This is a genomic window from Membranihabitans maritimus (assembly GCF_021729145.1).
GTDB lineage: Bacteria > Bacteroidota > Bacteroidia > Chitinophagales > Saprospiraceae > Membranihabitans > Membranihabitans maritimus.
Map to the genome: position 1 here is coordinate 70,629 of NZ_JAJSLW010000014.1, position 21,997 is coordinate 92,625.

At 40.9% G+C, this 21,997-nt stretch carries 16 protein-coding genes; 15 read left to right on the forward strand and 1 reads right to left on the reverse strand.

Annotated features, from left to right (window positions below; genetic code table 11):
• Positions 1-5: 5 nt before the first annotated feature.
• From LVD47_RS16570 to LVD47_RS16640, 15 genes are all read left to right on the forward strand, one after another.
• On the forward strand, positions 6-1,091 hold the full coding sequence (locus LVD47_RS16570) for a plastocyanin/azurin family copper-binding protein (protein ID WP_236978918.1): 1,086 nt from the start codon (positions 6-8) through the stop codon (positions 1,089-1,091).
• Positions 1,092-1,098: 7 nt separating this feature from the next.
• The gene (locus LVD47_RS16575; protein ID WP_236978920.1) at positions 1,099-2,619 is read left to right on the forward strand and encodes a PQQ-dependent sugar dehydrogenase; all 1,521 of its coding nucleotides are present in this window, start codon (positions 1,099-1,101) and stop codon (positions 2,617-2,619) included.
• On the forward strand, positions 2,616-3,977 hold the full coding sequence (locus LVD47_RS16580) for a DegT/DnrJ/EryC1/StrS family aminotransferase (RefSeq protein WP_236978922.1): 1,362 nt from the start codon (positions 2,616-2,618) through the stop codon (positions 3,975-3,977). The genes LVD47_RS16575 and LVD47_RS16580 overlap by 4 nt, the downstream gene beginning before the upstream one ends.
• A 30-nt stretch (positions 3,978-4,007) precedes the next feature.
• A complete protein-coding gene (locus LVD47_RS16585) occupies positions 4,008-5,024 on the forward strand; it encodes an amidohydrolase family protein (RefSeq protein ID WP_236978925.1) in 1,017 nt (338 codons plus the stop codon).
• Positions 5,025-5,083: 59 nt separating this feature from the next.
• Positions 5,084-5,971, forward strand: coding sequence for an amidohydrolase family protein (locus LVD47_RS16590; protein WP_236978927.1), 888 nt, complete (start codon positions 5,084-5,086; stop codon positions 5,969-5,971).
• Positions 5,972-5,995: 24 nt separating this feature from the next.
• Complete coding sequence (locus tag LVD47_RS16595; protein WP_236978929.1) at positions 5,996-6,877, forward strand: amidohydrolase family protein; 882 nt, start codon at positions 5,996-5,998, stop codon at positions 6,875-6,877.
• 35 nt (positions 6,878-6,912) lie between these two features.
• On the forward strand, positions 6,913-8,310 hold the full coding sequence (locus LVD47_RS16600; protein WP_236978931.1) for a sulfatase family protein: 1,398 nt from the start codon (positions 6,913-6,915) through the stop codon (positions 8,308-8,310).
• Positions 8,311-8,467: 157 nt separating this feature from the next.
• Positions 8,468-9,694, forward strand: coding sequence for an Nramp family divalent metal transporter (locus tag LVD47_RS16605; RefSeq protein WP_236978933.1), 1,227 nt, complete (start codon positions 8,468-8,470; stop codon positions 9,692-9,694).
• An 18-nt stretch (positions 9,695-9,712) separates the two neighbouring features.
• Positions 9,713-10,729 (forward strand): NAD-dependent epimerase/dehydratase family protein, encoded by a 1,017-nt coding sequence (locus LVD47_RS16610; RefSeq protein ID WP_236978935.1) that lies wholly within the window; start codon positions 9,713-9,715, stop codon positions 10,727-10,729.
• 153 nt (positions 10,730-10,882) lie between these two features.
• Positions 10,883-11,941 carry a dihydrodipicolinate synthase family protein gene (locus LVD47_RS16615; protein WP_236978937.1) on the forward strand — a complete coding sequence of 353 codons (1,059 nt, stop codon included), beginning with the start codon at positions 10,883-10,885 and terminating at the stop codon, positions 11,939-11,941.
• 116 nt (positions 11,942-12,057) lie between these two features.
• Entirely contained in the window at positions 12,058-13,329 is a 1,272-nt protein-coding gene (locus LVD47_RS16620) for a mandelate racemase/muconate lactonizing enzyme family protein (RefSeq protein WP_236978940.1), read from the forward strand.
• A gap of 2 nt (positions 13,330-13,331) precedes the next feature.
• Positions 13,332-14,462: a plastocyanin/azurin family copper-binding protein gene (locus LVD47_RS16625; RefSeq protein ID WP_236978941.1), complete on the forward strand. Its 1,131-nt coding sequence runs from the start codon at positions 13,332-13,334 to the stop codon at positions 14,460-14,462.
• Positions 14,459-15,961 (forward strand): DUF7133 domain-containing protein, encoded by a 1,503-nt coding sequence (locus LVD47_RS16630; protein ID WP_236978943.1) that lies wholly within the window; start codon positions 14,459-14,461, stop codon positions 15,959-15,961. The genes LVD47_RS16625 and LVD47_RS16630 overlap by 4 nt, the downstream gene beginning before the upstream one ends.
• A 6-nt stretch (positions 15,962-15,967) precedes the next feature.
• Positions 15,968-19,039 (forward strand): DUF7133 domain-containing protein, encoded by a 3,072-nt coding sequence (locus tag LVD47_RS16635; RefSeq protein WP_236978945.1) that lies wholly within the window; start codon positions 15,968-15,970, stop codon positions 19,037-19,039.
• Between the two features lie 140 nt (positions 19,040-19,179).
• The gene (locus LVD47_RS16640; protein WP_236978947.1) at positions 19,180-20,751 is read left to right on the forward strand and encodes a PQQ-dependent sugar dehydrogenase; all 1,572 of its coding nucleotides are present in this window, start codon (positions 19,180-19,182) and stop codon (positions 20,749-20,751) included.
• Between the two features lie 300 nt (positions 20,752-21,051).
• On the opposite strand, the gene LVD47_RS16645 is transcribed toward LVD47_RS16640, so the two are convergent.
• A complete protein-coding gene (locus LVD47_RS16645; protein WP_236978949.1) occupies positions 21,052-21,927 on the reverse strand; it encodes an AraC family transcriptional regulator in 876 nt (291 codons plus the stop codon).
• Between the last annotated feature and the right edge of the window lie 70 nt (positions 21,928-21,997).

Sequence of the window (21,997 nt, forward strand, 5' to 3'; positions counted from 1 at the left end):
TAATTATGAATAGAACAATTTACATAATCTTGTTGTCAATGGTTTTAGTAAACACCCTTGTTGCTTCGAGAGCTCTGGTTGTACCGGATACAACTATTATGGTCAAGGCTATTGCAGGAATGCAGTATGATAAGGTGAGATTAAAAGTCAAACCCGGGACTCAGGTGAAATTAGTTCTTTCAAATGAAGATGATATGAGTCATAATCTGGTCGTCACCCAATCTGAATCGAGAGTTAAAGTGGTTGAAGCTGGAATGGCTTTAGCAGAAAAAGGGCCTGAAATGGATTTTATTCCTGCGATTCCAGAAGTATTATGGTCTATTCCTGTTGTGGCACCGGGAGAAGAGAAATTTGTTGTGTTTACAGCTCCATCAGAAGAATCAATACTCCCGTTTGTATGTACATATCCCGGGCACGGTTATATTATGTATGGAGCAATTTATGTTCAACTTTCTGACCTCCCACCATTACACAATGATACAAATATTCCTGAGTTCAGGAGGAATAATCAAAAGGCAAGTGCCGGTAATACGGATCATATTCACACACAACCTCATCCGTACAATTTGGACCCTCCTTATTATTACAGAATATTCATGCCCGACGCCACCCCGGCTTCCATTGCAATTAGATTATCAGACAATGTTTCCTGTTGCTGGGATGCAGGTCCTTGTAATCTATTATATGCCTGGAATGGTGGTTTTATAGATAATTCTGTGGCCTGGAAAGGACACAAGAACACCGAATCCAAAATATTAGGAGAAATTTTTTATAAAAATCATGATACACAATTATTGCGCTTTGGGGATGCTTCGAACATAACGAATAAGATTGAATTTAAGGGGTATACCTTAGAAGAGGGTTTTCCCGTATTTAAATATTCTGTTGATGGCTATGTAGTGAATGAAAAAATTACCGTTGGCGGTAATAAAGATGAACTTATACGCGAATTTTCAATTGAAAATCTGGATACTGATATTTGGATTCCTTATGACCCAAATGTTATGGTAAGTTCAGGAGCACGGAAAAACGGTTATATCCAAATCCCATCAAGTGAAGGCAGTAGATTTTCATTAACCATTAAAAATTAATCCCAAAATGATAAATCTATTTTCTAATCAAATGTATACGGTTACTATTTCCATTTTTACAATTTTGCTTTTTTCTTGTGATTCAAATACTGAGAATAGTCATTCCGAATCCTATATAGTGGAGGATATATCATTGCCTGAAGGGCTGACAGGAGAGGTAGGAGGACTGGATTTTCTTCCTAATGGTAATCTTATTGCCTGTTTCCATCGAGGGGAAATTATGACCTATGATTTAGAGACAAAAGAGTGGAATTTATTTGCCTATGGACTACACGATCCTCTGGGAATCCAAGTAATAAATAATTCAGAGATTCTTGTTATGCAGCAGCCGGAGTTAACCAGAATCGTCGATACAGATGGAGATGGGAGTGCTGATCTGTATGAAACAGTTACAGATGATTTTGGTCTGTCCGGAAATTATCATGAATTTAATTATGGACCGGTTTTAGATACCGATGGAAATATTTATATAGCCTTGAATACTGCTTCTTCAGGGGCTGGATTTAAAGAAATTGTAAGAGGGGAATTAGATCTTCGGGGAATGGATGGAAAAGATGGTAAGAAGCAAATGTATTCTGTGGTCCCATATAGGGGGTGGATGATGCAAATTTCTAAAGAAGGTGATGTAAAACCCTTTGCTTATGGACTCAGGTCTCCTAATGGATTGGGATTTGACCAGGATGGTAATTTATTTGTAGCTGATAACCAGGGTGATTGGGTTTCAACCAGTGCCTTGTATCATATTCAAGAAAACAATTTCTATGGGCACCCTGCCAGTTTGGTATGGAAAGAGGATTGGACAGGCGGAAATCCCTTTGAAACTCCTATTGGTGAACTTGATGGAATGAGGACGAAAGCTTCTGTATTGTTCCCCCAGGGCATCATGGCGAATTCACCCTCTCAACCACTTTTTGACCCTACAAACGGACGTTTTGGGCCTTTTGCCGGTCAATTATTTATTGGAGAAATGAATCGGGAAAGAATTGTCCGCGTTATGCTGGAAGAGGTGAATGGTCAGATACAAGGTGCATGTGTACCTTTTATGGATAATAAGGGGTTGAGAAAAGGAAATAACCGATTGGCATTTGCCCCGGATGGAAGTCTTTGGGTAGGACAAACTGAGCACGGTTGGGCAGGTGCGAAAGGCATCCAAAGGATAAGATATACAGGAACCAGACCTTTTGAGGTCTATTCAGTAAATTTAACAAAGGACGGATTTGATCTGAATTTTACAACCCCTGTATCAGAGACTGTATTTGATTCTGCTCAAATTCAAATTAGACATTATTTCTATGATTATTACAAAAAGGATTTGGATGAACCGGTAGATAAATCCATTCAGGTTGATGTACAGGAGGTAGCCGTTTCCGATTTATCTGTTTCCCGGGATGGGAAAAAATTGTCTCTGGAATTACCGGAACTCAAGGCCGGCTACATTTATGAATTTAAGCTTGGAAATCTCAAAAGCGCAGATGGCAAAATCCTGGAAAACAATCTTATTTGTTACACCTTAAATCATCTAAAATGATCAAAAAGAAAATTAACAGAAGAAAATTTATATCAACTCTTTCTGCAGGAACAGCTGCAGGGGCTATCTCCCCAGGCATTTTACCTCCGTTTTATATCAATTCTGGCAGTAATACCCTGGCTGCAATGGGGGGAACTCCGGTCGTACCTTCTGCTAAAATTGGTGTAGATTGGCCTTATATAGACGAAAATGTGGTAAACTCTGTAGTAGAAACTACCAAAAGCGGGATCTGGAGCCGAATTCAATCCAGAAATGGAAAGGTGCCGACATTTGAAGGGGTATTTGCAGAAATGATGAATGCAGGTTATTGTGTGGCAACGGGTTCGGGTACACAAGCACTTAGCACGGCAGTATTCGCCCTGGGCATTGGCCCGGGAGATGAAGTGATTACTTCGCCGTATTCTGATTTTGGGACCATTTCTTCTATATTGACTTGCAGGGCCTTACCGGTTTTGGCCGATTTAGATCCCGAGTCATTTCAATTGGATCCGAAGAAGGTAGAGAAAAAGATAAATGCCAACACCAAAGCTATCATGCCTGTCCATATTTCGGGTTTACCTGCCAATATGGAGGAGATCATGGAGTTGGCAGAAAAATATAATTTAAAAGTTATCGAGGACGCGTGTCAGGCTCCTTTCTCTCGCTATCAGGGGCAGGAAATTGGTTTAATAGGGGATTTGGGATGTATTAGTTTTCAGGCGAGCAAAGCCATAGCTTGTGGAGAAGGTGGCGCTGTAATAGGAAATGACAAGGAATTAATGGAAGAATGTTATACGATCCAAAACAGAGGCTCTTCACGCCAGGGAAAGAATGAAACTATAGGACCGAAGTATCGGATGAATGAATTTGAAGGGGCTGTATTGATGGGACAGATCAAAGGGGCGAAAGAGCGATTTTATACGCGGGACAAAAATGCAACATTTTTAAATGATCAATTCAAAGATTTACCGGGTGCAAAACCTCAGAAGCAATATGATGGTACGGAGAGTGGATCGTATTATCGCTATGCCTTGTCTTATAATCAGGAGGCTTTTAATGGGGCGGACCGATCAAAATTTTTAAAGGCCGTTGTGGCAGAAGGGATTCCATTGAGTTCTTATATTCGTAACGGATTTCACAGAGAACCCTGGGTGGACCATGTTTTGGGATTAAAAGAATATCAAACCATGTACAGTAGTGAAAGACTTATGGAGTTCAAAGAAAGTATGGATATGCCTAATTGTGATAAAGTTACCGATGAGACCCATGTGTCCCTTTGGGGCTCAGGCATACTGTTGGGCAGTCAGGAAGAAATGCAAATGATCGTCGATGGGGTGATGAAAGTCTATGAAAACCGGCACCAATTGAAGGATCTTTAACAAAATTTATTTGTAGCAGAACAACACATCATGACCAAAAAAATTAACAGGCGGAATTTCTGTCAAAACACTTTGCTGTCATCAGCCGCATTGGCTTTTCCTGGAAGTATTTTAGGACAAAAAGAGGTTAACGACTTTCCTGAAAGGGAAGCAAATAAGATAAAAGGGGATGGTCCAGAAATTATTGATACGTATGTACAATTATTCGATTATCCTTTTAGGAATTTAAAATATTCTCAAACCGGTGACCTTATTAACAAGCTCCGTAAACATAAGATTTCCGAGGCATGGGCGGGCAGTTTTGAACACCTGTTTCACAAAAATATTGATTTAGCCAATCGAAAATTGCGCGGAGAAGTGGATACAAAAGGCAAAGATATGCTGGTGCCTGTGGGCAGTGTGAATCTTACCTGGCCGGATTGGGAAGAAGATCTTCGACGGTGTAAGGAAGAATACCAAATGGATATCGTTCGAATATTTCCACTCTATCAAATGAATGAACTGAGTGGAGAAAAATTTGAAAAATTTGTCCAATTGGCAACGCGGTATCAAATGTTGATACAGATTGTAGGAGATGTAGAAGACCGTCGACATCATCATCCGTTGTTGGAAATTCGAAATATTGATTTTGCTCCTCTCGTGGATATTGGAAAGAAGTATTCGAAGGCCCGAATACAGCTATTGCATTGGAATAGAAGAATTAATAAAAATCTATTGGGACAAATGACAGGAGAGTCCCACCATATGTTTGGGAAAAACCGCCTACACGGTTTGGATGATAAAATATTAAAGAGGTTGGGTGATGAAACCAATATAGTCTTTGATATTTCAAGAGTGGAAGGAGCCGGAGAAGTAGGTGGATTAATCCATGGAGATTCGTGGTATGGTCCTGACACCAAAATTCCTGCTGAACGTTTTTTATTTGGATCTTATGCACCGTATTTTCCTGTCGAATCGGCCTTGCTTAAGCTTTTTGAATACCCCATGAGCGAATCCGAATTGAGAAGTATCATGAGGGACAATGCAGAGAAATTACTAAAGATTTGAGTTGTAATCCAGGACGATAAATCTGTGGGCTTATATCAAATACTTAAAATATACTAATAATGAAAAAGGACTTCCAAGTTTTCGATCCCAGTCAATACGGTCTCCCTACCCTAGAGGAATTAAAGGATTTTCGTATTTGGGATACACATTACCATGGGTATTTGACCGGAGGTGATCCTATCGCTCAAAATGAAAAGATGTTGTCTTATGTCAAAAGAATGGGGGTAGAAAGAGTTGTTTCAGTAGATATCGGGGGGACCCTTCCACGTCCGTTGGAACCCAAACCATACGATGATGAAAAGAGAAAGTTTCTTGAAGATAATGCGAATTTTTTTTCTGGGATTATTCCTATTGATCCTGGTTTTCCGGACGAGAGTGTGAAAAAGATGGAAGAATGGATAGAAAGCGGTCCTTGTATCGGAATCAAATACGTTGGCGGAAATCAACTGGGTGTTACCTGTGACCACCCCAATAATGATATTATAATAAATAAAGCGAAGGAACTTGATGCTGTCATTTATATTCATACCTGGATTAAAACCGGCGGAGATCCCCGGGTGATTGGGGGAGCAAACCTTGATGGTGAATCTGCCCCATGGCATGTAGCCGAATTGGCTCAGCGCTTTCCCGACACCAAAATGATTTGCGGCCATGCAGGGGGCGATTGGGAACTGGGAACAAGAGCGATTCGCAAATATGAAAATGTGTTTTTTGAATTTAGTGGTGCGGATCCGCATTCCGGTTCAGTTGACCTCGCGGTGAATGAATTGGGTGCAGATAGAATCGTATGGGGGGGACATGGTCCGAGTCGTTCGTATTCGACGGAAATATCAAAAGTGTTAGATGCCTCTATTTCACATGAAGAAAGAGTCAAAATATTTGGCGGTAATTACCGAATTCTGGCAGCGAAAATATTTGAGAAAAAGGGACTTTCTCTAAAACCCTGATATCTTATTCAAAATTGTACCAAAATGAACCACTTTGTTTTCGATCCTATGCAATACGGAATACCGGATAGAGAGCAATTGAAGGATTTAAGAATTTGGGATACCCATTATCACGGTTTTTTGAATGATGAAGATCCGATATCTTACAATGAAAAAATGATGAAGTTCGTTTCCCGGATGGGTGTGGAAAGAGTGATTGCTTTGGATGTAGGTGGTACAAGGAAAGTTCCCTTTGGGTCTTCTCCGTTTGATAAGGAAAAGAGGTCATACCTGCAAAGGAACAGTGCAAACCTTTCCGGAATAATTCGAATTGATCCGAGTTATCCGGAAAAAAGCATGAGGAAGATGGAAGCGTGGATTGAAAAGGGCCCTTGTATTGGGATTAAGTATGCGGGGTTCAACGATAAGGGGATTACATGTGATCATCCGAATAATAATGATATTGTTCAAAAGGCAATGAGCCTCAGTGCAATCATATATATCCATACCTGGATCAAGACAGGAGGTAGTCCCCGAATTCCCGGGGGAGGAAATTATTCCGGGGAATCCACTCCCTGGCATGTTGTCAACCTGGCAAAGAGATTCCCCGATACTGTTTTTATATGCGGACATGCCGGTGGAGATTGGGAATTGGGTGTCAGAGCAATCCGGGAATGTGAAAATGTATTTCTGGAGTTTTGTGGTTCCGACCCTCATTCGGGATCGGTGGATCTGGCGGTAAATGAACTGGGTGCAGACCGGATCGTATGGGGTGGTCATGGACCGAGCCGGTCGTATTCCACAGAGTTAGCAAAAGTTCTGGATGCATCGATCTCTCATGATAATCGGACTAAGATATTGGGTGGGAATTACAGGGATTTGACGCGGTCAATTTTTAAAAAGAAAGGACTTGCTATTGATCCCTAGATCAAAACCAAAACCTATAACAAAATGGAATCATTATGAAATTTATAAATTGGATGATTACAGGACTGATGTTGAGCATTCCTTTAATCGGATTAATCGCCCAGGAAAAGAAGCCTAATATTATTCTCATAATCTCCGATGATCAGGGGTATCACGACCTGGGATCCTATGGGAACGCAGTCATTAAGACACCCAATCTGGATCAATTGGCAGAAGAGGGAGTACGATTAACCAATTTTTATACCACTGGATCCGGCTGTACTCCTTCCAGAAGTGGTTTATTGACAGGAAGATACCCTCAGCGAAACGGGACCTTTGAACTTTTCCGGAACAATATGGTAAACTACGGACATAAATATACGGAATATGAGTACAGTGTTTCTCCTGAACGAATACTGGGGACAGACTTGAGGGAGGTGTTTATATCCGAAGTGTTGAAGGAAGCCGGGTACAGGAATGGTTATTTCGGAAAGTGGGATCTCGGACAGTTACAAAGATACTTGCCTTTGCAGCAGGGGTTTGACGATTTTTACGGATTTGCCAATACGGGAATTGATTATTTCACGCACGAAAGATATGGTGCGCCGTCGATGTTGGATGGAAATGAACCAACCACCCGTGACAAAGGTATTTACGCTACAGATTTATTTGAGCGAGAAAGCCTTGAGTTTCTCAGGCAAAATAGCGAATCTCCCTTCTTTCTGTATCTTTCTTTTAATGCACCGCATTTGCCCTCTACACTGGATCCTGAATTAAGGGGTGTTGTGCAAGCCACTGAAGAATACCTTGACCTTTACCCGGAGGATACTTCGCGGGAAGAAAAGAAACGAAGGGGGTATATGGCTGCAGTTACACAAATGGATCATGCCATTGGAAGTATTCTCAATGAGGTAGAAAAAATGGGGGAAGAAAATAATACTCTGGTGATATTTCTCTCGGACAACGGAGGTTCATTGGGAAATGCGGATAATTTTCCTCTTCGGGGTGGAAAGGCTCAATTTTTTGAGGGAGGCATAAGGGTCCCTTGTATTGTTAAATGGCCTGGGCAAATACCTCCTGGTACTGTGAGTGATGAGTTCCTTTCAGCTCTTGAGATTTTTCCTACCATCGTGAATGCTGCCCATTGGTCATTACCAAAAAATATTGTTTATGATGGATTTGATATGATGCCAGTGCTCAAAGGCGGGAAACAGTCTGATAGAACAAAAATGTTTTGGCAGTTTAGAGGGGATATTGCCACGCGAATTGACAATTGGAAATGGATAGATTCCAGGAGGGGAACCGGATTATTCAATTTATCCGAAGATATAAGCGAGACCACAGATCTTTCGGAACAATACCCTGATATACTATCCAGGATGAAAATGGAATTTGGTACGTGGAAAAAGGAAATGGAAAATGCCGAACCGCGGGGCCCTTTTAAGGATTTTTAGGTTTTAATTGACCTCTAAGATTTTATTGGCAGAAAAAATTTGCCCGTTTAATGAAAATACCTATCTTTCGGTAACGTACCCGTAAATTGATTTTCATATCTTGGCAAAATTCTTTAACGTAGTTTTGAAAGATATTGAAACGAAAAATAATTATAACTTGAGTGAAACAAAAGGAAATAGTAATTTTGGACTTAAAAAATGGTTAACATTTTTAGGTCCGGGGATCATTACGGCTGCATTGGTGTTTGGTCCGGGCAGTTTGACCATTACCTCAAAATTAGGGGCGTTATATCAATATGAGTTGATCTGGGTTATAGCATCTGCGACAATACTCATGATGGTATACACGAGTATGGGGGCGAGGATAGGGATAGCAACGGAAGCTTCTCTATTACAGACTTTCAAAAATAAATGGGGGTCCTGGGCGTCAATTGGAACGGGAATAGGAATATTTTTGGTAACAGCGTCATTTCAGGCAGGAAATTCTGCGGGTGCGGGAATTTCTTTTGCTGAGTCTTTTAATACGGGGGCAACGCCGTGGATTATCATGATTACATTATGTGGAATATCCCTTTTATTTTTCAAGTCCTTCTATAAAGTGTTGGAAAAAGTAATGATAGCTATGGTGGGAATAATGTTGCTTTCATTTTTGTTGACATTAATCATTGCCAAACCTAATTTATTGGATGTTTTTGCGGGTTTGAAACCGGGGATCCCGGATGGGGCGCTATTATTGGTCGTTGCATTGATGGCTTCGAGTTTTTCTATTGCAGGTGCTTTTTATCAGTCATACCTTGTTCAGGAAAAAGGGTGGAAAAAAGGACAGTTTAAACAAGTAGTCAAAGAAAGTTTTACTGGAATACTGGTATTGGGAGGAATATCTGCTATGATTATGATAAGTTCAGGTGCTATTCTCCACCCACAGGGGATTGAGGTGAAAGCAGCAGCAGATATGGGGTTGGCATTGCAACCCTTATACGGAAATTGGGCAACGGGACTATTTATGTTGGGATTATTTGGAGCCTCATTTTCATCTATCATCGGGAATGCAAGTATTGGTGGGACGCTTTTTGCTGATGCTTTGTCGCTTGGTAAGAATTTGAATAGTCGGCCCGTTCGGTTACTTATTTCCCTTATTATGGTTCTGGGAGCAGCGGTGGCGATAATATTTGGTCGGCTGCCACTTGAATTAATTGTGTTTGCTCAGGGCGTTACGATTTTTGTTGTCCCCTTTATCGGATTGGGAATTTTTATAGTTGCCAATGATGCCAGGATAATGGGGGATTTGAAGAATAAAATGGTGGACAACATATTAGCAATTATAGGTCTGTTAGTACTTTTTGGATTGGCCATTGCAAATTTTAAGAATATATTTTTATCGTAAAAAGGATATACTAATTGTATGAGAACAATAAATGAACTGGAAGATGCCTTGTCGCAGCCCTCAGCGGCATTAATTGATGATTTTACTTCGATTGAAGGTGATATTATGATTTTGGGTGTAGGCGGTAAAATGGGGCCGAGCCTGGCAAAGTTAGCCGCTCGGGCGAATGAAAAATCGAACGGCAAAAAGCGGATAATTGGCGTATCAAGATTCTCGGATGAAGGATTGCGGTCAGAGTTAGAGGAATCGGGAGTGGAAACGATTGCTGCTGATCTATTAAATGAGGAAGAATTACAAAGCTTACCGGAAGTAGAGAATGTTATATATATGGTGGGTAAAAAGTTTGGAACTTCAGGTAATGAGCACCTAACCTGGGCTATGAACTCGTACTTACCCGGTCGTGTAGCAGAGAAATTCAGGCATTCAAAAATCATTGTGTTTTCTTCGGGCAATATTTATCCATTCGTTTCATTTGGATCAGGGGGAGCTACAGAAAATACACCTCCGGGGCCAATTGGAGAGTATGCACAATCCTGTCTGGGCCGTGAACGTGTATTTGAACACTTTTCGCACCGCCATCAAATTCCGATGTTGATTTACCGATTAAATTATGCGGTAGAAATGCGTTACGGGAACGTGTTGGAGATTGCGAAATCGGTGTATGAGGGAAAGACCATAAACCTGGAAAATGGACATATGAATGTTATTTGGCAAGGAGATGCTAATGCCATTGCTTTACGTTCGCTATTGCATTGTTCTGCTCCCCCCAAATTGTTAAACGTGACAGGTCCTGAGACCATCTCAATTCGAGCACTAGCGGAAGATTTTGGTAAGAGATTTGGTAAAGAACCCCAATTTGAAAATGAAGAGCAATCGACGGCATTATTGAATAACGCATCACATTCACATCACTTGTTTGGGTATCCACTCGTATCATTGAACCAGGTGATTGATTGGACCGAAGAATGGGTGCTGGAAGGTGGTAAAACGATAGATAAGCCTACACATTTTCAAGTACGCTCGGGGAAATTTTGAGGAAATTGTTTTAAATCTATCTGGCAGGTCACCATTTGTAGATATTGAAAAATGAAGACATGATTAACTTGATGCCCCCCCTAAACCCCGCTGGCGGGGGTGGCCTATGGTCGGGGGTGGATTCTGACTTGGAATAATTATAAATACACTAAAATGTTACAACAAGATATAAAGACACATATACAAGAGGGAACAGTAATACCAGCACATCCGTTGGCATTAAATGCAGATAGGCAATTGGACGTTGAACGTCAACGATTGTTAACCCGATATTATATGGCCAGTGGCGCCGGGGGCGTTGCTGTAGGAGTACACTCTACTCAATTTGAAATACGCGATAAAGAAATCGGCTTGTTTGAACCGGTATTAAGACTGGCAATGGAAGAAATTAACCAGGCTCAATTAGACCGTCCTTTTGCTGCTGTAGCGGGTATAGTAGGTCCCACAGATCAGGCAATTAAGGAAGCCGAGATTGCTTCCGGTTTGGGATATGACATAGGGCTTCTCAGTATGGGAGGTCTGAAAAATTATTCTCAGCTGGAGTTGATAAAGCGCGCTGAAAAAGTAGGTGAAGTCCTCCCTATATTTGGATTCTATTTACAGCCGGCCGTAGGAGGACAATTGTTAAGTTACGAATTCTGGAAAGATTTTGCTCAAATTCCCTCGGTGCATGCTATTAAAATGGCACCATTTAATCGATACCAGACAATTGATGTAGTACGAGCAGTTTGCCATTCTCCCCGTCGGGATGAAATTGCTTTATACACGGGGAATGATGATAATATTATTGCAGATTTATTAACCACCTATGAATTTGTAGTAGAGGGGAAAAAAGTTCGAAAAGAAATCATTGGAGGTCTGTTAGGTCATTGGGCGGTATGGACAAGCAAGGCCGTTGAATTGTTGGAGGAGATAAAGGAAATACGGAAGTCCAATTCAGGGATACCGGCAGAAATGCTGACACGAAATATCAAGGTTACTGATGCCAATGCAGTTTTGTTCGATGCAGCTAATGACTTTCACGGTTGTATACCGGGTATTCATGAAGTGTTGAGAAGGCAGGGACTACTGGAAGGTACCTGGTGCCTAAATCCCAAAGAGGAAATGTCGACAGGACAAGCTGAAGAATTGGACCGGATACAGTTGAATTATCCTGAATTAAATGATGATGAATTTGTGCGGAAGTTTTTAGCTGAACAAAAAGTAGGATAAAGGGTAAAACCCTACTCCGAAAATCAGTAATGACTCAAGAAATCATGCAATTGTATATAAGGAAATACCGTGTGGCAATTATCCTTCAGGTGTCTATGTAATGTAAATAAGAATTGATGAAAATTGATGGTGTAAATTCTAATTTTGAACGTGAAAAACTTCGCTTTCCTTTTGGATTCAAAGGAGGTTATTTAACGGAACTTTGGCAAACGGTAGTTCGATTGAGGTCCGGAAACCATTCTTCCGTTGGTCTGGCTACACAAAGTGTTTTATATGGTGATCCGGTTCTGTTTTCTAAATATTCAGAAGCAGGGGGAAATGCTTTGATGTATTCCCTTACCGAACAAGTTTTGAGCGAGATAAAAGGGAGTGAAATTGATGACCACATTTCATTTTTTAATAATGAATTAATTCCGGTTTCCCGGAAGATAGCGGAGCGAATAACAGGGTTGAATAATGTAAATCCAAATTTTGTGCTAAATGCCCTTGTAAGTATAGACAACGCTTTGTGGGGCTTGAGATCCGGGGTGACGGGATCTACTGTTCTAGAGGATTTGATTCCGGAACCATTTCGTGAATCATTATCCCATCGAAATGAAAAAGTGGGAATAATGTTTCAAGTGTCGTACAACATGGATATTTCGGATATACAAAAAGCGGCATACCAGGGATATTTTATTATTAAAATCAAAACAGGACAACCGGGTACCCAGGAAGAAATGTTACAAAAGGATAAAGATAGATTATCCGAAATTCACAGAGTTCTTAAAAACTATCGAACACCCCAGACTAAAGATGGCCGGTTAATCTATACGATTGATGCCAATGGACGGTACTATAAAAAAGAAACATTAGAAAGGTTTATAGATTTTGCATCTGAAATTGGAGCATTGGACCATATATTATTTATTGAAGAACCCCTGAGCGAAGAGAATGATGAATACGTCGGGGATTTACCTGTTCCCATTGCTGCAGACGATAGTGTCCATACGGTCGATGATGTGAAAGTTCGTTTGGAAAAAGGATATGGAGTGATCGTATTAAAAGGAATTGCAAAGTCATTGAGTTTATCCATTCAAATGGCGACCGTAGCGCACAAGCAAAAAATCCCTTGTGTATGTTCTGATTTGACCGTTAATCCGATTTTAGTGGATTGGCACAAAAATTTAGCATCCAGGTTGGCTCCTTTCCCAGGTCTAGAAATGGGTATAATGGAGACCAATGGAGATATGAATTATGTAACTTGGAATGAAATGAAAAAGTATCACAATGGAGGAAAAGATGCCTGGACGGATGCGCAAGATGGTGTTTTTTCATTAAACGGAGAATTTTACCAGACCAGTGGAGGGATTTTTACTTCTTCTTCCCATTACGAATCAGTCGTATAATTATGAGAATAAATTTTTATAAATCTACCGGTTTTTTGTTTGTCTGTAGCATGGTCTTTAGCCTTGGCCTGTTTGCTCAGGATTTTAAAATACAAGAAGTGGTAATTAAGGCAGTGGGTGGATTACAATATGACAGGGTCCGGTTTCAGGTACCCCCAGGCAGTCAGGTACGTTTACTTTTCCAGAATACAGATGATATGGATCACAATCTATTAATCACAGATGCAGGAAAGCGGAAGGAAGTGGTAGAGGCGGCCTTTCAATTGGCTGCGGACGGTCCTGCAAAGGAATTTATTCCTGAGAGTACTTTTATCCTGGAAAGTATTGGGGTGGTTTCACCCGGAGAGGAGGAGGTGTTGGAATTTAGAGCACCGGAGAAGGAAGGTGTTTATCCGTACGTATGCACGTATCCGGGGCATGGGACCATAATGTACGGAGCTATGTATGTGACTGAAAAAGAACTTCCCCCGTTGGCAGGGGACATGAATGTTCCCGAGCACCGGCGACAGGAAGGAGTACATTCGGAAATGGGAATGGCGCACGATCACCACAAAAGTGAAAAGCAACATCCATATGACATTGCCCCACCCAATATGTATCGTATATTTATGCCCGACTCCGGACCGGCTTCCATTGCGGTTCACCTTACGGAAGGTTTATCGTATTGCTGGGATGCTATCCAGTGCCGGTTGAGATATATTTGGGATGGTGGATTTTTGGATATATCTGAACCCTGGTCAATCAAAGGAGATGCCCGGGCAAAATTATTAGGGGAGAAAATATATATAGAAGAACAACTACATCCATTACAAATGGGAGATGGGGACCAGGTGGTTGAATATTTGGGCTATCAATTGACAAAAGAAGGATATCCAGAATTTTATTATTTGGTAAACGGAATAAGAACTTTTGAAAGAATACGTCCACTAAGAGAAGAGTACGGCATAGAGCGTAGGTTCCGGATGGAAAATTTACCAGCAACAATGGAAGTGAATTTTTACTGGACCAAAGGACTGGGCGTAAAAACGGTAACCAAGGAAGGAGAGGTATTGAATTTGCCAGGGATAATAAAGCCTGGCGAAGTCCCTGAATTTGTGATACACCAAATATTTGATCAAACTTCGAAACAATGAAAAAAGGGGATAAACGAAAAGCAGATTTTGGGATCCTGGCTGTGATCGTATTGTTTTTGTTGAATGGTTGTCAATCCGAGGGAACGAATAAAGTAACATTGACTGCATCATATGTTGTAGACTCTATCGAAATGCCTGAAGGATTAAGTGGCGAGGTAGGCGCTTTGGAATTTATGCCCGATGGTCGTTTGATTGCTTCTTTCCGGCGAGGAGAGGTGATGATTTTTAATGGCGTGGAAAATAAATGGACGGTATTTGCCCGTGGGCTTCACTTGCCGTTGGGGCTGCTACCCCTTTCCAATAGCGAGGTATTAGTGATGCAATATCCCGAACTGACTCGATTAAAGGATACGGATGGGGATGGGAAAGCTGATATTTATGAAAAAGTCACAGATGATTTTGGAATCGCAGGCAATTATCACGAATTTACGTACGGCCCTGTCAGGGATCAATCCGGGGATATATTTATTGGGTTGAATTCAACCTCTAGTGGAGGAGAAATGATGAAGGAGGTACGTGGTGAAATAAAAATGGAGGGATTTCGTGAAAAGGGAATGTATTCTGCAGTACCTTATCGAGGTTGGATTATGAAGTTGTCTCGGGACGGTAAATTGGAGCCTTATGCAACGGGATTTCGTTCTCCAAATGGATTGGGATTTGATAAAGAAGGACATTTGTTAGTGACGGATAATCAGGGTGATTGGGTAGGTACGAGTCCACTTTTTCAGGTCGAAAAGGGCAAGTTTTATGGACATCCTGCAGGCTTGGTTTGGCAGGAAGGATGGGATAAAGGTAAACCGGCGGAACTTCCGGTAGAAGTGTTGGATAGCATGCGTGAGAAGCCGGTGGTGTTATTTCCCCATAACGTTATGGCGAATTCACCAACCCAGCCCTTGAGTATTGATACTGATGGGGCATTCGGACCCTTTGAAGGGCAGATACTAGTGGGGGAAATGAATCAGGAACGGATCGTGCGGGTCATGTTGGAAGAAGTAGATGGACAATTACAGGGAGCTTGTGTACCGTTTTTAGACAAACAGGGATTGAGAAAAGGTAACAACCGCTTAGCATTTGCTCCGGATGGGAGTTTATGGGTAGGACAAAATGCGAGTGGATGGGCAGGTGCTTCTGGGATCCAGCGTATTAGATTCACCGGTAAGTTGCCATTGGATATTGAAACTATGCAAATTCGGAAAGAGGGTTTTGGCATTCGATTTACAAAGCCGGTGGATCCGGAGGTTCTAAAAAATCCCGATAATTATTTGATTAATAGTTATTATTACGAATATCATGCGAAATACGGTTCGGAGCAGTTTGATAAGAAAGAAATAGGGATTAAAAATGTGGAAGTCCTGAAAGCAGGTCGAGAGGTGAATATTGAACTGGATATTATGGAAAAGGACCGTGTGTATGAATGGCAATTGAAAAATATGGTTTCTGAAGATGGCGATACATTGAGAAACAGTCTTATATGTTATACTGTCAATCATTTAAAATAGAATAAAATGAAAGGTTGGTGTCTTTTTATTACAATGATAATAATCTTGAGTTGTAGTAACAATTCTGAGAATAAAAAAGATATCGGCCGGCTAGCGGCGAATGAAAAAGTAGCGGAATATCTAAGGGCTTTCGAAGGACGGGGTGCATTAACTGACGATTCAAAGCCTACAGATCCCGAAGAATCCGTAAAAAAATTCATTCATCCTGAGGATATAGAGGTGGACCTTGTCCTTTCGGAACCGGATATTCATCAACCTGTGGAAATGAAGTTTGATTCCCGTGGCCGCTTGTGGGTAGTACAATACAATCAATATCCCTATCCCGAGGGATTGAAAGTAGTAGATATCGACAATCACCTCAGGCTTAAATTTGATAAAATACCCTTGCCACCTCCAGGTGGGGTAAAGGGGGCTGATAAAATAACAGTGTTTGAAGATTTGGATGGTAATGGGACGTTTGAAAAATCAAGGGATGTAATTACCGGATTGAATATAACCACAAGTGTGTTGTGGGGGAGAGGTAAAGTGTGGGTGTTGAGCCCGCCGTATTTGTTGGCATACCCGGATGCGGATAGTGATGGAATACCGGATGGAGATCCTGAAGTTAAGTTGGAGGGATTTGGACTGGAGGATACACATGCTGTGGCGAATAGCCTTCGTTGGGGACCGGATGGATGGATCTACGGGGCACAGGGAAGTACTACTACTGCTAATATCAGTTCTTCTGTATCAAAGGATATATATTTTAGCGGACAGGCGATTTGGCGCTATCATCCGGAATCCGAAATTTTCGAGATTTATGCCGAGGGAGGGGGCAATACATTTAACGTGGAAATTGACTCAAAAGGAAAGGTGTTTAGTGGTCAAAATGGATATGGAAGGGGCCCTTATTACAAGCAGGGATGTTATTATAAAAAAAGTTGGGGGAAGCATGGTCCCCTTACCAATCCCTATGCTTTTGGCTATCTTCCCGATATGGAATTGGAGGGAGAACGATTGCGCTTTACCCATGCTTTAGTGAGATATGAAGGAGGGCAATTACCAGAAAGGTATCAAAATCAATTTATTGCATTGAATCCCTTGCAAAGCGAGGTTGTACTTTCCAAAGTTGAAAGAGATGGATCTTCTCTAAAAAATATTGATGTTGGAAAAGTAATTCAGACAGATGACCACTGGTTTCGGCCTATTAATATTCTCACGGGACCGGATGGTGGAGTGTATATCACTGATTGGTACGACAGTAGGTTGTCACATGTGGATGCCAGGGATACCTGGAGTAAAAGTACGGGAAGAATATATCGGATTAGGGATAAGTCCGCCAATATAGAAAAGTCCGTTCTCGGGAAGAATTTGTCCTTATATACGTCATATGAACTAATCCAACTTTTTTATAAAGCCAATAAATGGTATCGATTCATGGCATTGCAAGAGTTGGCAGATCGTCAGGATGAATCAGTATTGCCAGTGCTGGAAGAGCGACTGGATTCAGATACCAGCAGGATCGCATTAGAATGTCTATGGGCTATTAATTTATTAGGTGGGTTCACAGATGAAATTGCATTAAAGGGATTGAAGCATAGTGATTCCTTTGTGCGGGAATGGAGTGTCCGGTTAATCGGAGATAGGAAGGAAGCAACTGACATTGTATCTGAAGAGCTCATTGCTCTTGCCGAAAAAGAGTCGGAGATATCCGTAAGAAGTCAGCTTGCCGCTTCTGCAAAAAGGCTTCCGGCGAAAGTAGGATTGCCAGTTATTCAATCTTTACTTATTTATCACAATGATATGGAAGATCCCGATATTCCCTTGATGATTTGGTGGGCCCTGGAAGCCAAGGCTGAGTCCGGTCGTTCAGAAGTTTTAGAATTTTTTAAAAATAATGAGGTCTGGAAAAGACCAATAGTTCGGGAAATTTTGCTAAAAAGGATTGTTCAAAGATATTCTCTTGCAGGAGGGGAAGAAAATTATAAAAGTTGTTTAACCCTTATTAAATCTGCACCTGATAATTCATATTCACCGCTTTTGATGGAAGGATTAGAAGAGGGATTGAGGGGTATTAAGACCAATGAAATACCGGAAGAGCTCAGTAACTTGTTATCTAATTATCGAAAAAGTAAAGGGGAGCCCGAATTGGCAGGAGGCCTTCGGAATAAGGATACTACCATCTTACATAAGGTAAGTGAAATCATAAATGACAGCGACCATTCTCACAGTGAGCGAATAACGTATATTCGGATTCTTGGCGAGGTTGAATTCGAAGAAGCAGTACCTGTTTTACTTAATGTTGTAAAAAATGTTTCCAACCCCGCCGCAGCAAAGCAATTGGCAATACAATCCTTAAAGAGGTATTCTGATCCGGGAATCGGTAAAGTATTAGTGGCGCAGTACCCCAATCATTTGCGTGCGGACAATAACCTTAGAATGGAAACGATCGACTTGTTAGCCAGTCGATCCGTTTGGGCCCATCAACTACTGGATGAAATTGAAAATAGCAGGGTTGTCCACAAAGAAGATATACCATTGGACGTAGTCAACCGGATGAAGTACCTGGAGGATGATAATTTGTCAAATCGTATTTTTGATATTTGGCCAAATGCAAAAAGCAGTACTGCAGATGAATTGGCGGAAAGGATAAAGAAAGTGCAAAAAGTATTGAAGGAAGGCGAGGCAGGTAATATTGAAAGGGGAAAAACCTTATTTATGACGGTCTGTGGTACGTGCCACAGCCTTTTCGGAGAAGGAGGAAGTATTGGTCCGGATCTTACCGGTTATGACCGAAGGAATGCTGGATACTTTATTGCTAATACTATTGATCCAAATGCTGATATCCGGGAAGGCTATGTCACCTACACTTTAAAAACAAACACTGGACAGCTAGTAGTGGGAAGAATCGTTGATCAGAGTGGTAAAATGGTTACTATTCAGCCGTTGGGTGGTGAGAAACAAACCTTTTCCGATGCTCAGATTGAACATTTGGAACCCATGAAGTCTTCTCTGATGCCGGAAGGTTTACTGGATGGCTTCAAGGATCAGGAAGTACGCGATATTTTTGCCTATATTCAGAAAACATCCGCAAATTAGAAGCAGTAATTGCTATGATGTAGGCGAACAAATGGCCGAAAGTTTGTAAATAGGTATTATTTTGAGACTTGCGTTTTTACCATTTTAATACTCATATGGAGGAATGAGATTTTTTATGGAATTTAAATCAAAAAAATAGGATGAAAAATAGTTTAGGAGTGCTGCTGGGAGTGTTGTTAATTCAGATATTGGTGGTGAGTTGTTCCGAGAGCGGAAAGTCAACTGTCCTTCAGATAGATACTCCGATTGAAGAATTTTTCCAATTAGATCAAACAACTGTTGGAGTGAGTACGATTAGTACTGGAATGGATGTCCCCTGGGAAATTACGTGGGGACCGGATAATTGGATCTGGTACTCTCAAATTAAGGGAGAAATTGGAAAGATCAATCCCGGGACGGGTGAGAAAGTTATAATCCACAAGTTGGACAGTGTTTATACTAGGACGACTCCTGGATTACTTGGTATTGCCCTTCACCCCGATCTTGAAAATTTCCCGTATTTATTTGCATTGCACAATCAAAAAGTAAGTGATGAGAAAATTGTTTTAAATATCAGCCGGTTCAGGATAGACGGAGACCGACTGACGGACCAAATGGTATTGTTACAAATACCGGGAGCACGTGGACATAACGGTTCGCGGATCAAGGTGGGAGCCGATGGGTTGGTATATATTTCTTCCGGTGAGGCAGCCCGGGCGGAAGAATCGCAAAATGTGAATGATCCGGGAGGTAAGGTACTTCGAATGAACATCGATGGTTCAATACCGGACGACAATCCATTTATGGACAACCCGGTATGGGCCTGGGGATTCCGCAATCCCCAGGGCTTGGTTTTGACCGAAGACGGTAGGATTTATACGTCGGATCACGGTGATGCTACTGATGATGAGGTGAATTTTGTACAAAAAGGAGGTAACTATGGTTGGCCTGATGTACGGGGAATTTGTGATACTGAGGAAGAAAAAGTTTATTGTAGTGACTCTGTTATAATAGAATCAATGATACATTGGACTCCTACAATTGCGCCGGCAGGTATTGATTATTATAATAGCAAATCCATACCGGAGTGGAATAATTCGCTTTTGTTAACCACACTAAAAGGTTCCAGTTTAAGAGTGTTGAAGCTGAGTGAAGATGGAAGATCCATTGTCTCAGAAGATATTTTCTTTGATCATAAATATGGTCGGATAAGGGATCTCTGTATCTCCCCTGAGGGAGACGTTTATATTTCAACGAGTAACCGGGATTGGTACAGAACCAATACTCCCGAGAAAGATGACGACCGAATTATTCGGTTATTCAATATTTCAGATAAAGAAATTCCAGACTCTGTGTTGGAATATAAATATCGACGAAATCAAGATGCAGAAGTGGTTACTGTGACGGCAGAAAGCCTTTACAGTGATTTTTGTTCCTCATGCCATAAAAAAGACGGTAAGGGAGTAGAAGGCACTTTCCCTCCATTGAGTGGTACCAAAACGGTTTTGGGAGAAAGTTCAAACCTGATCAATACCGTTTTGAAAGGGGTGTCTGGTGAAATAGTAGTTAATGGGGTGACATACAATGAACATATGCCTTCTTTTTCATTTCTTAAAGATGATGAAATTGCAAAAATTTTAACTTATGTGCGGTCGAGTTTTGGTAATGAAGCTTCGGAAGTGACGGAGGAGGAAATCAATGCCGTAAGGACCAGCAACGAAGGTGGAATATAGGTTTTGGTAAAACATACATTGAATTTTTAGGAGAAATAGAAAGAAAATTAAGAGGGTAAGATTTCAGATTCACGCACAGGAACTTCCTTCTTTTTGTGGAACCTGATTTCTGATTTATATAAGGGCCGATCATAATGTTTGTTGGAGGCTGAGTATAAGGTCAGAGGAGAGGTATGCTTTCAAATAATTCTTAAAAATATCGTTCTAATTGATTTATTCTTTTTGGGGTGTTTTTTAGTATTTTCTAAAATGCATAAAAAAGAAAAACACTAAAGAGCCTTGAATTTAGAATGCGAATTATTATACTACCACCCTTCTAAACTTCTCCCGATACTCCTGTGGGGTAACCTTCTTTATTTTTTTAAACTTTCTATTAAAATATGAGACATGGGAATATCCCACTGTATAGGCTATTTCAGATATGGACTTGTCGGTATTGATGAGGTCTTTACAGGCAAACCCAATCCGGATTTCATTGAGCACGGTAGAAAAGGTTTTGCTGGTTGAACGTTTAAAATATCTGCAGAATGCTGAAGGGTTCATGTTGGCTACGTTGGCAACTTCTTCAAGGGCTATATTTTTATTGTGGTTCTTGACGATGAAATTAAATATTTGACTAATTTTTTCTTCATTACCCAATTTACTGGCTTCACAAAAACCCCTGCTTGCCAATAAATTGTAATTTCGGGATTGGCTCATTTTACAAAGGATTTCTATCATGAGAAGCATTTTTTCCCAACCCTCTTTTTTAGGCAATTGTTTAAGTATTTGACCAATATATTTCGCCTCCTCTCCACAAATTTGAATTCCTTGTGTAGCTCTTATCAAAAGATCATCGATCAGTTTCATCTCCGGTAGATGCATAAAAGTATTTCCCAAAAAATCCGGTGCGAATTGTACTAAAACCACCTTGGCTTTTAAATCAGGATTTTGGAAGTATTCTTCATCACTTAGCCAATAGTGAGGTATATTGGAGCCTACCAACACCAGGTCCCCATTGTTAAATCGCTGAATGCTATCACCTACAAACCGGGTACCCTTATTCTCAATATGGTAAAGTAATTCAAATTCATTGTGGTAGTGAAATTGGTTATAAGTATGTGATACTTCCGCATATTTTACCAGGAAAGAATGGTCGGGTTGGGTAGCGTATTTACGGAAATAAATGGGCTTCATAGCACAATTTTATACTATTTATTGCTGATTTGGATTTATCGTGCAAATATAGTTCAAATAATGGCAAATT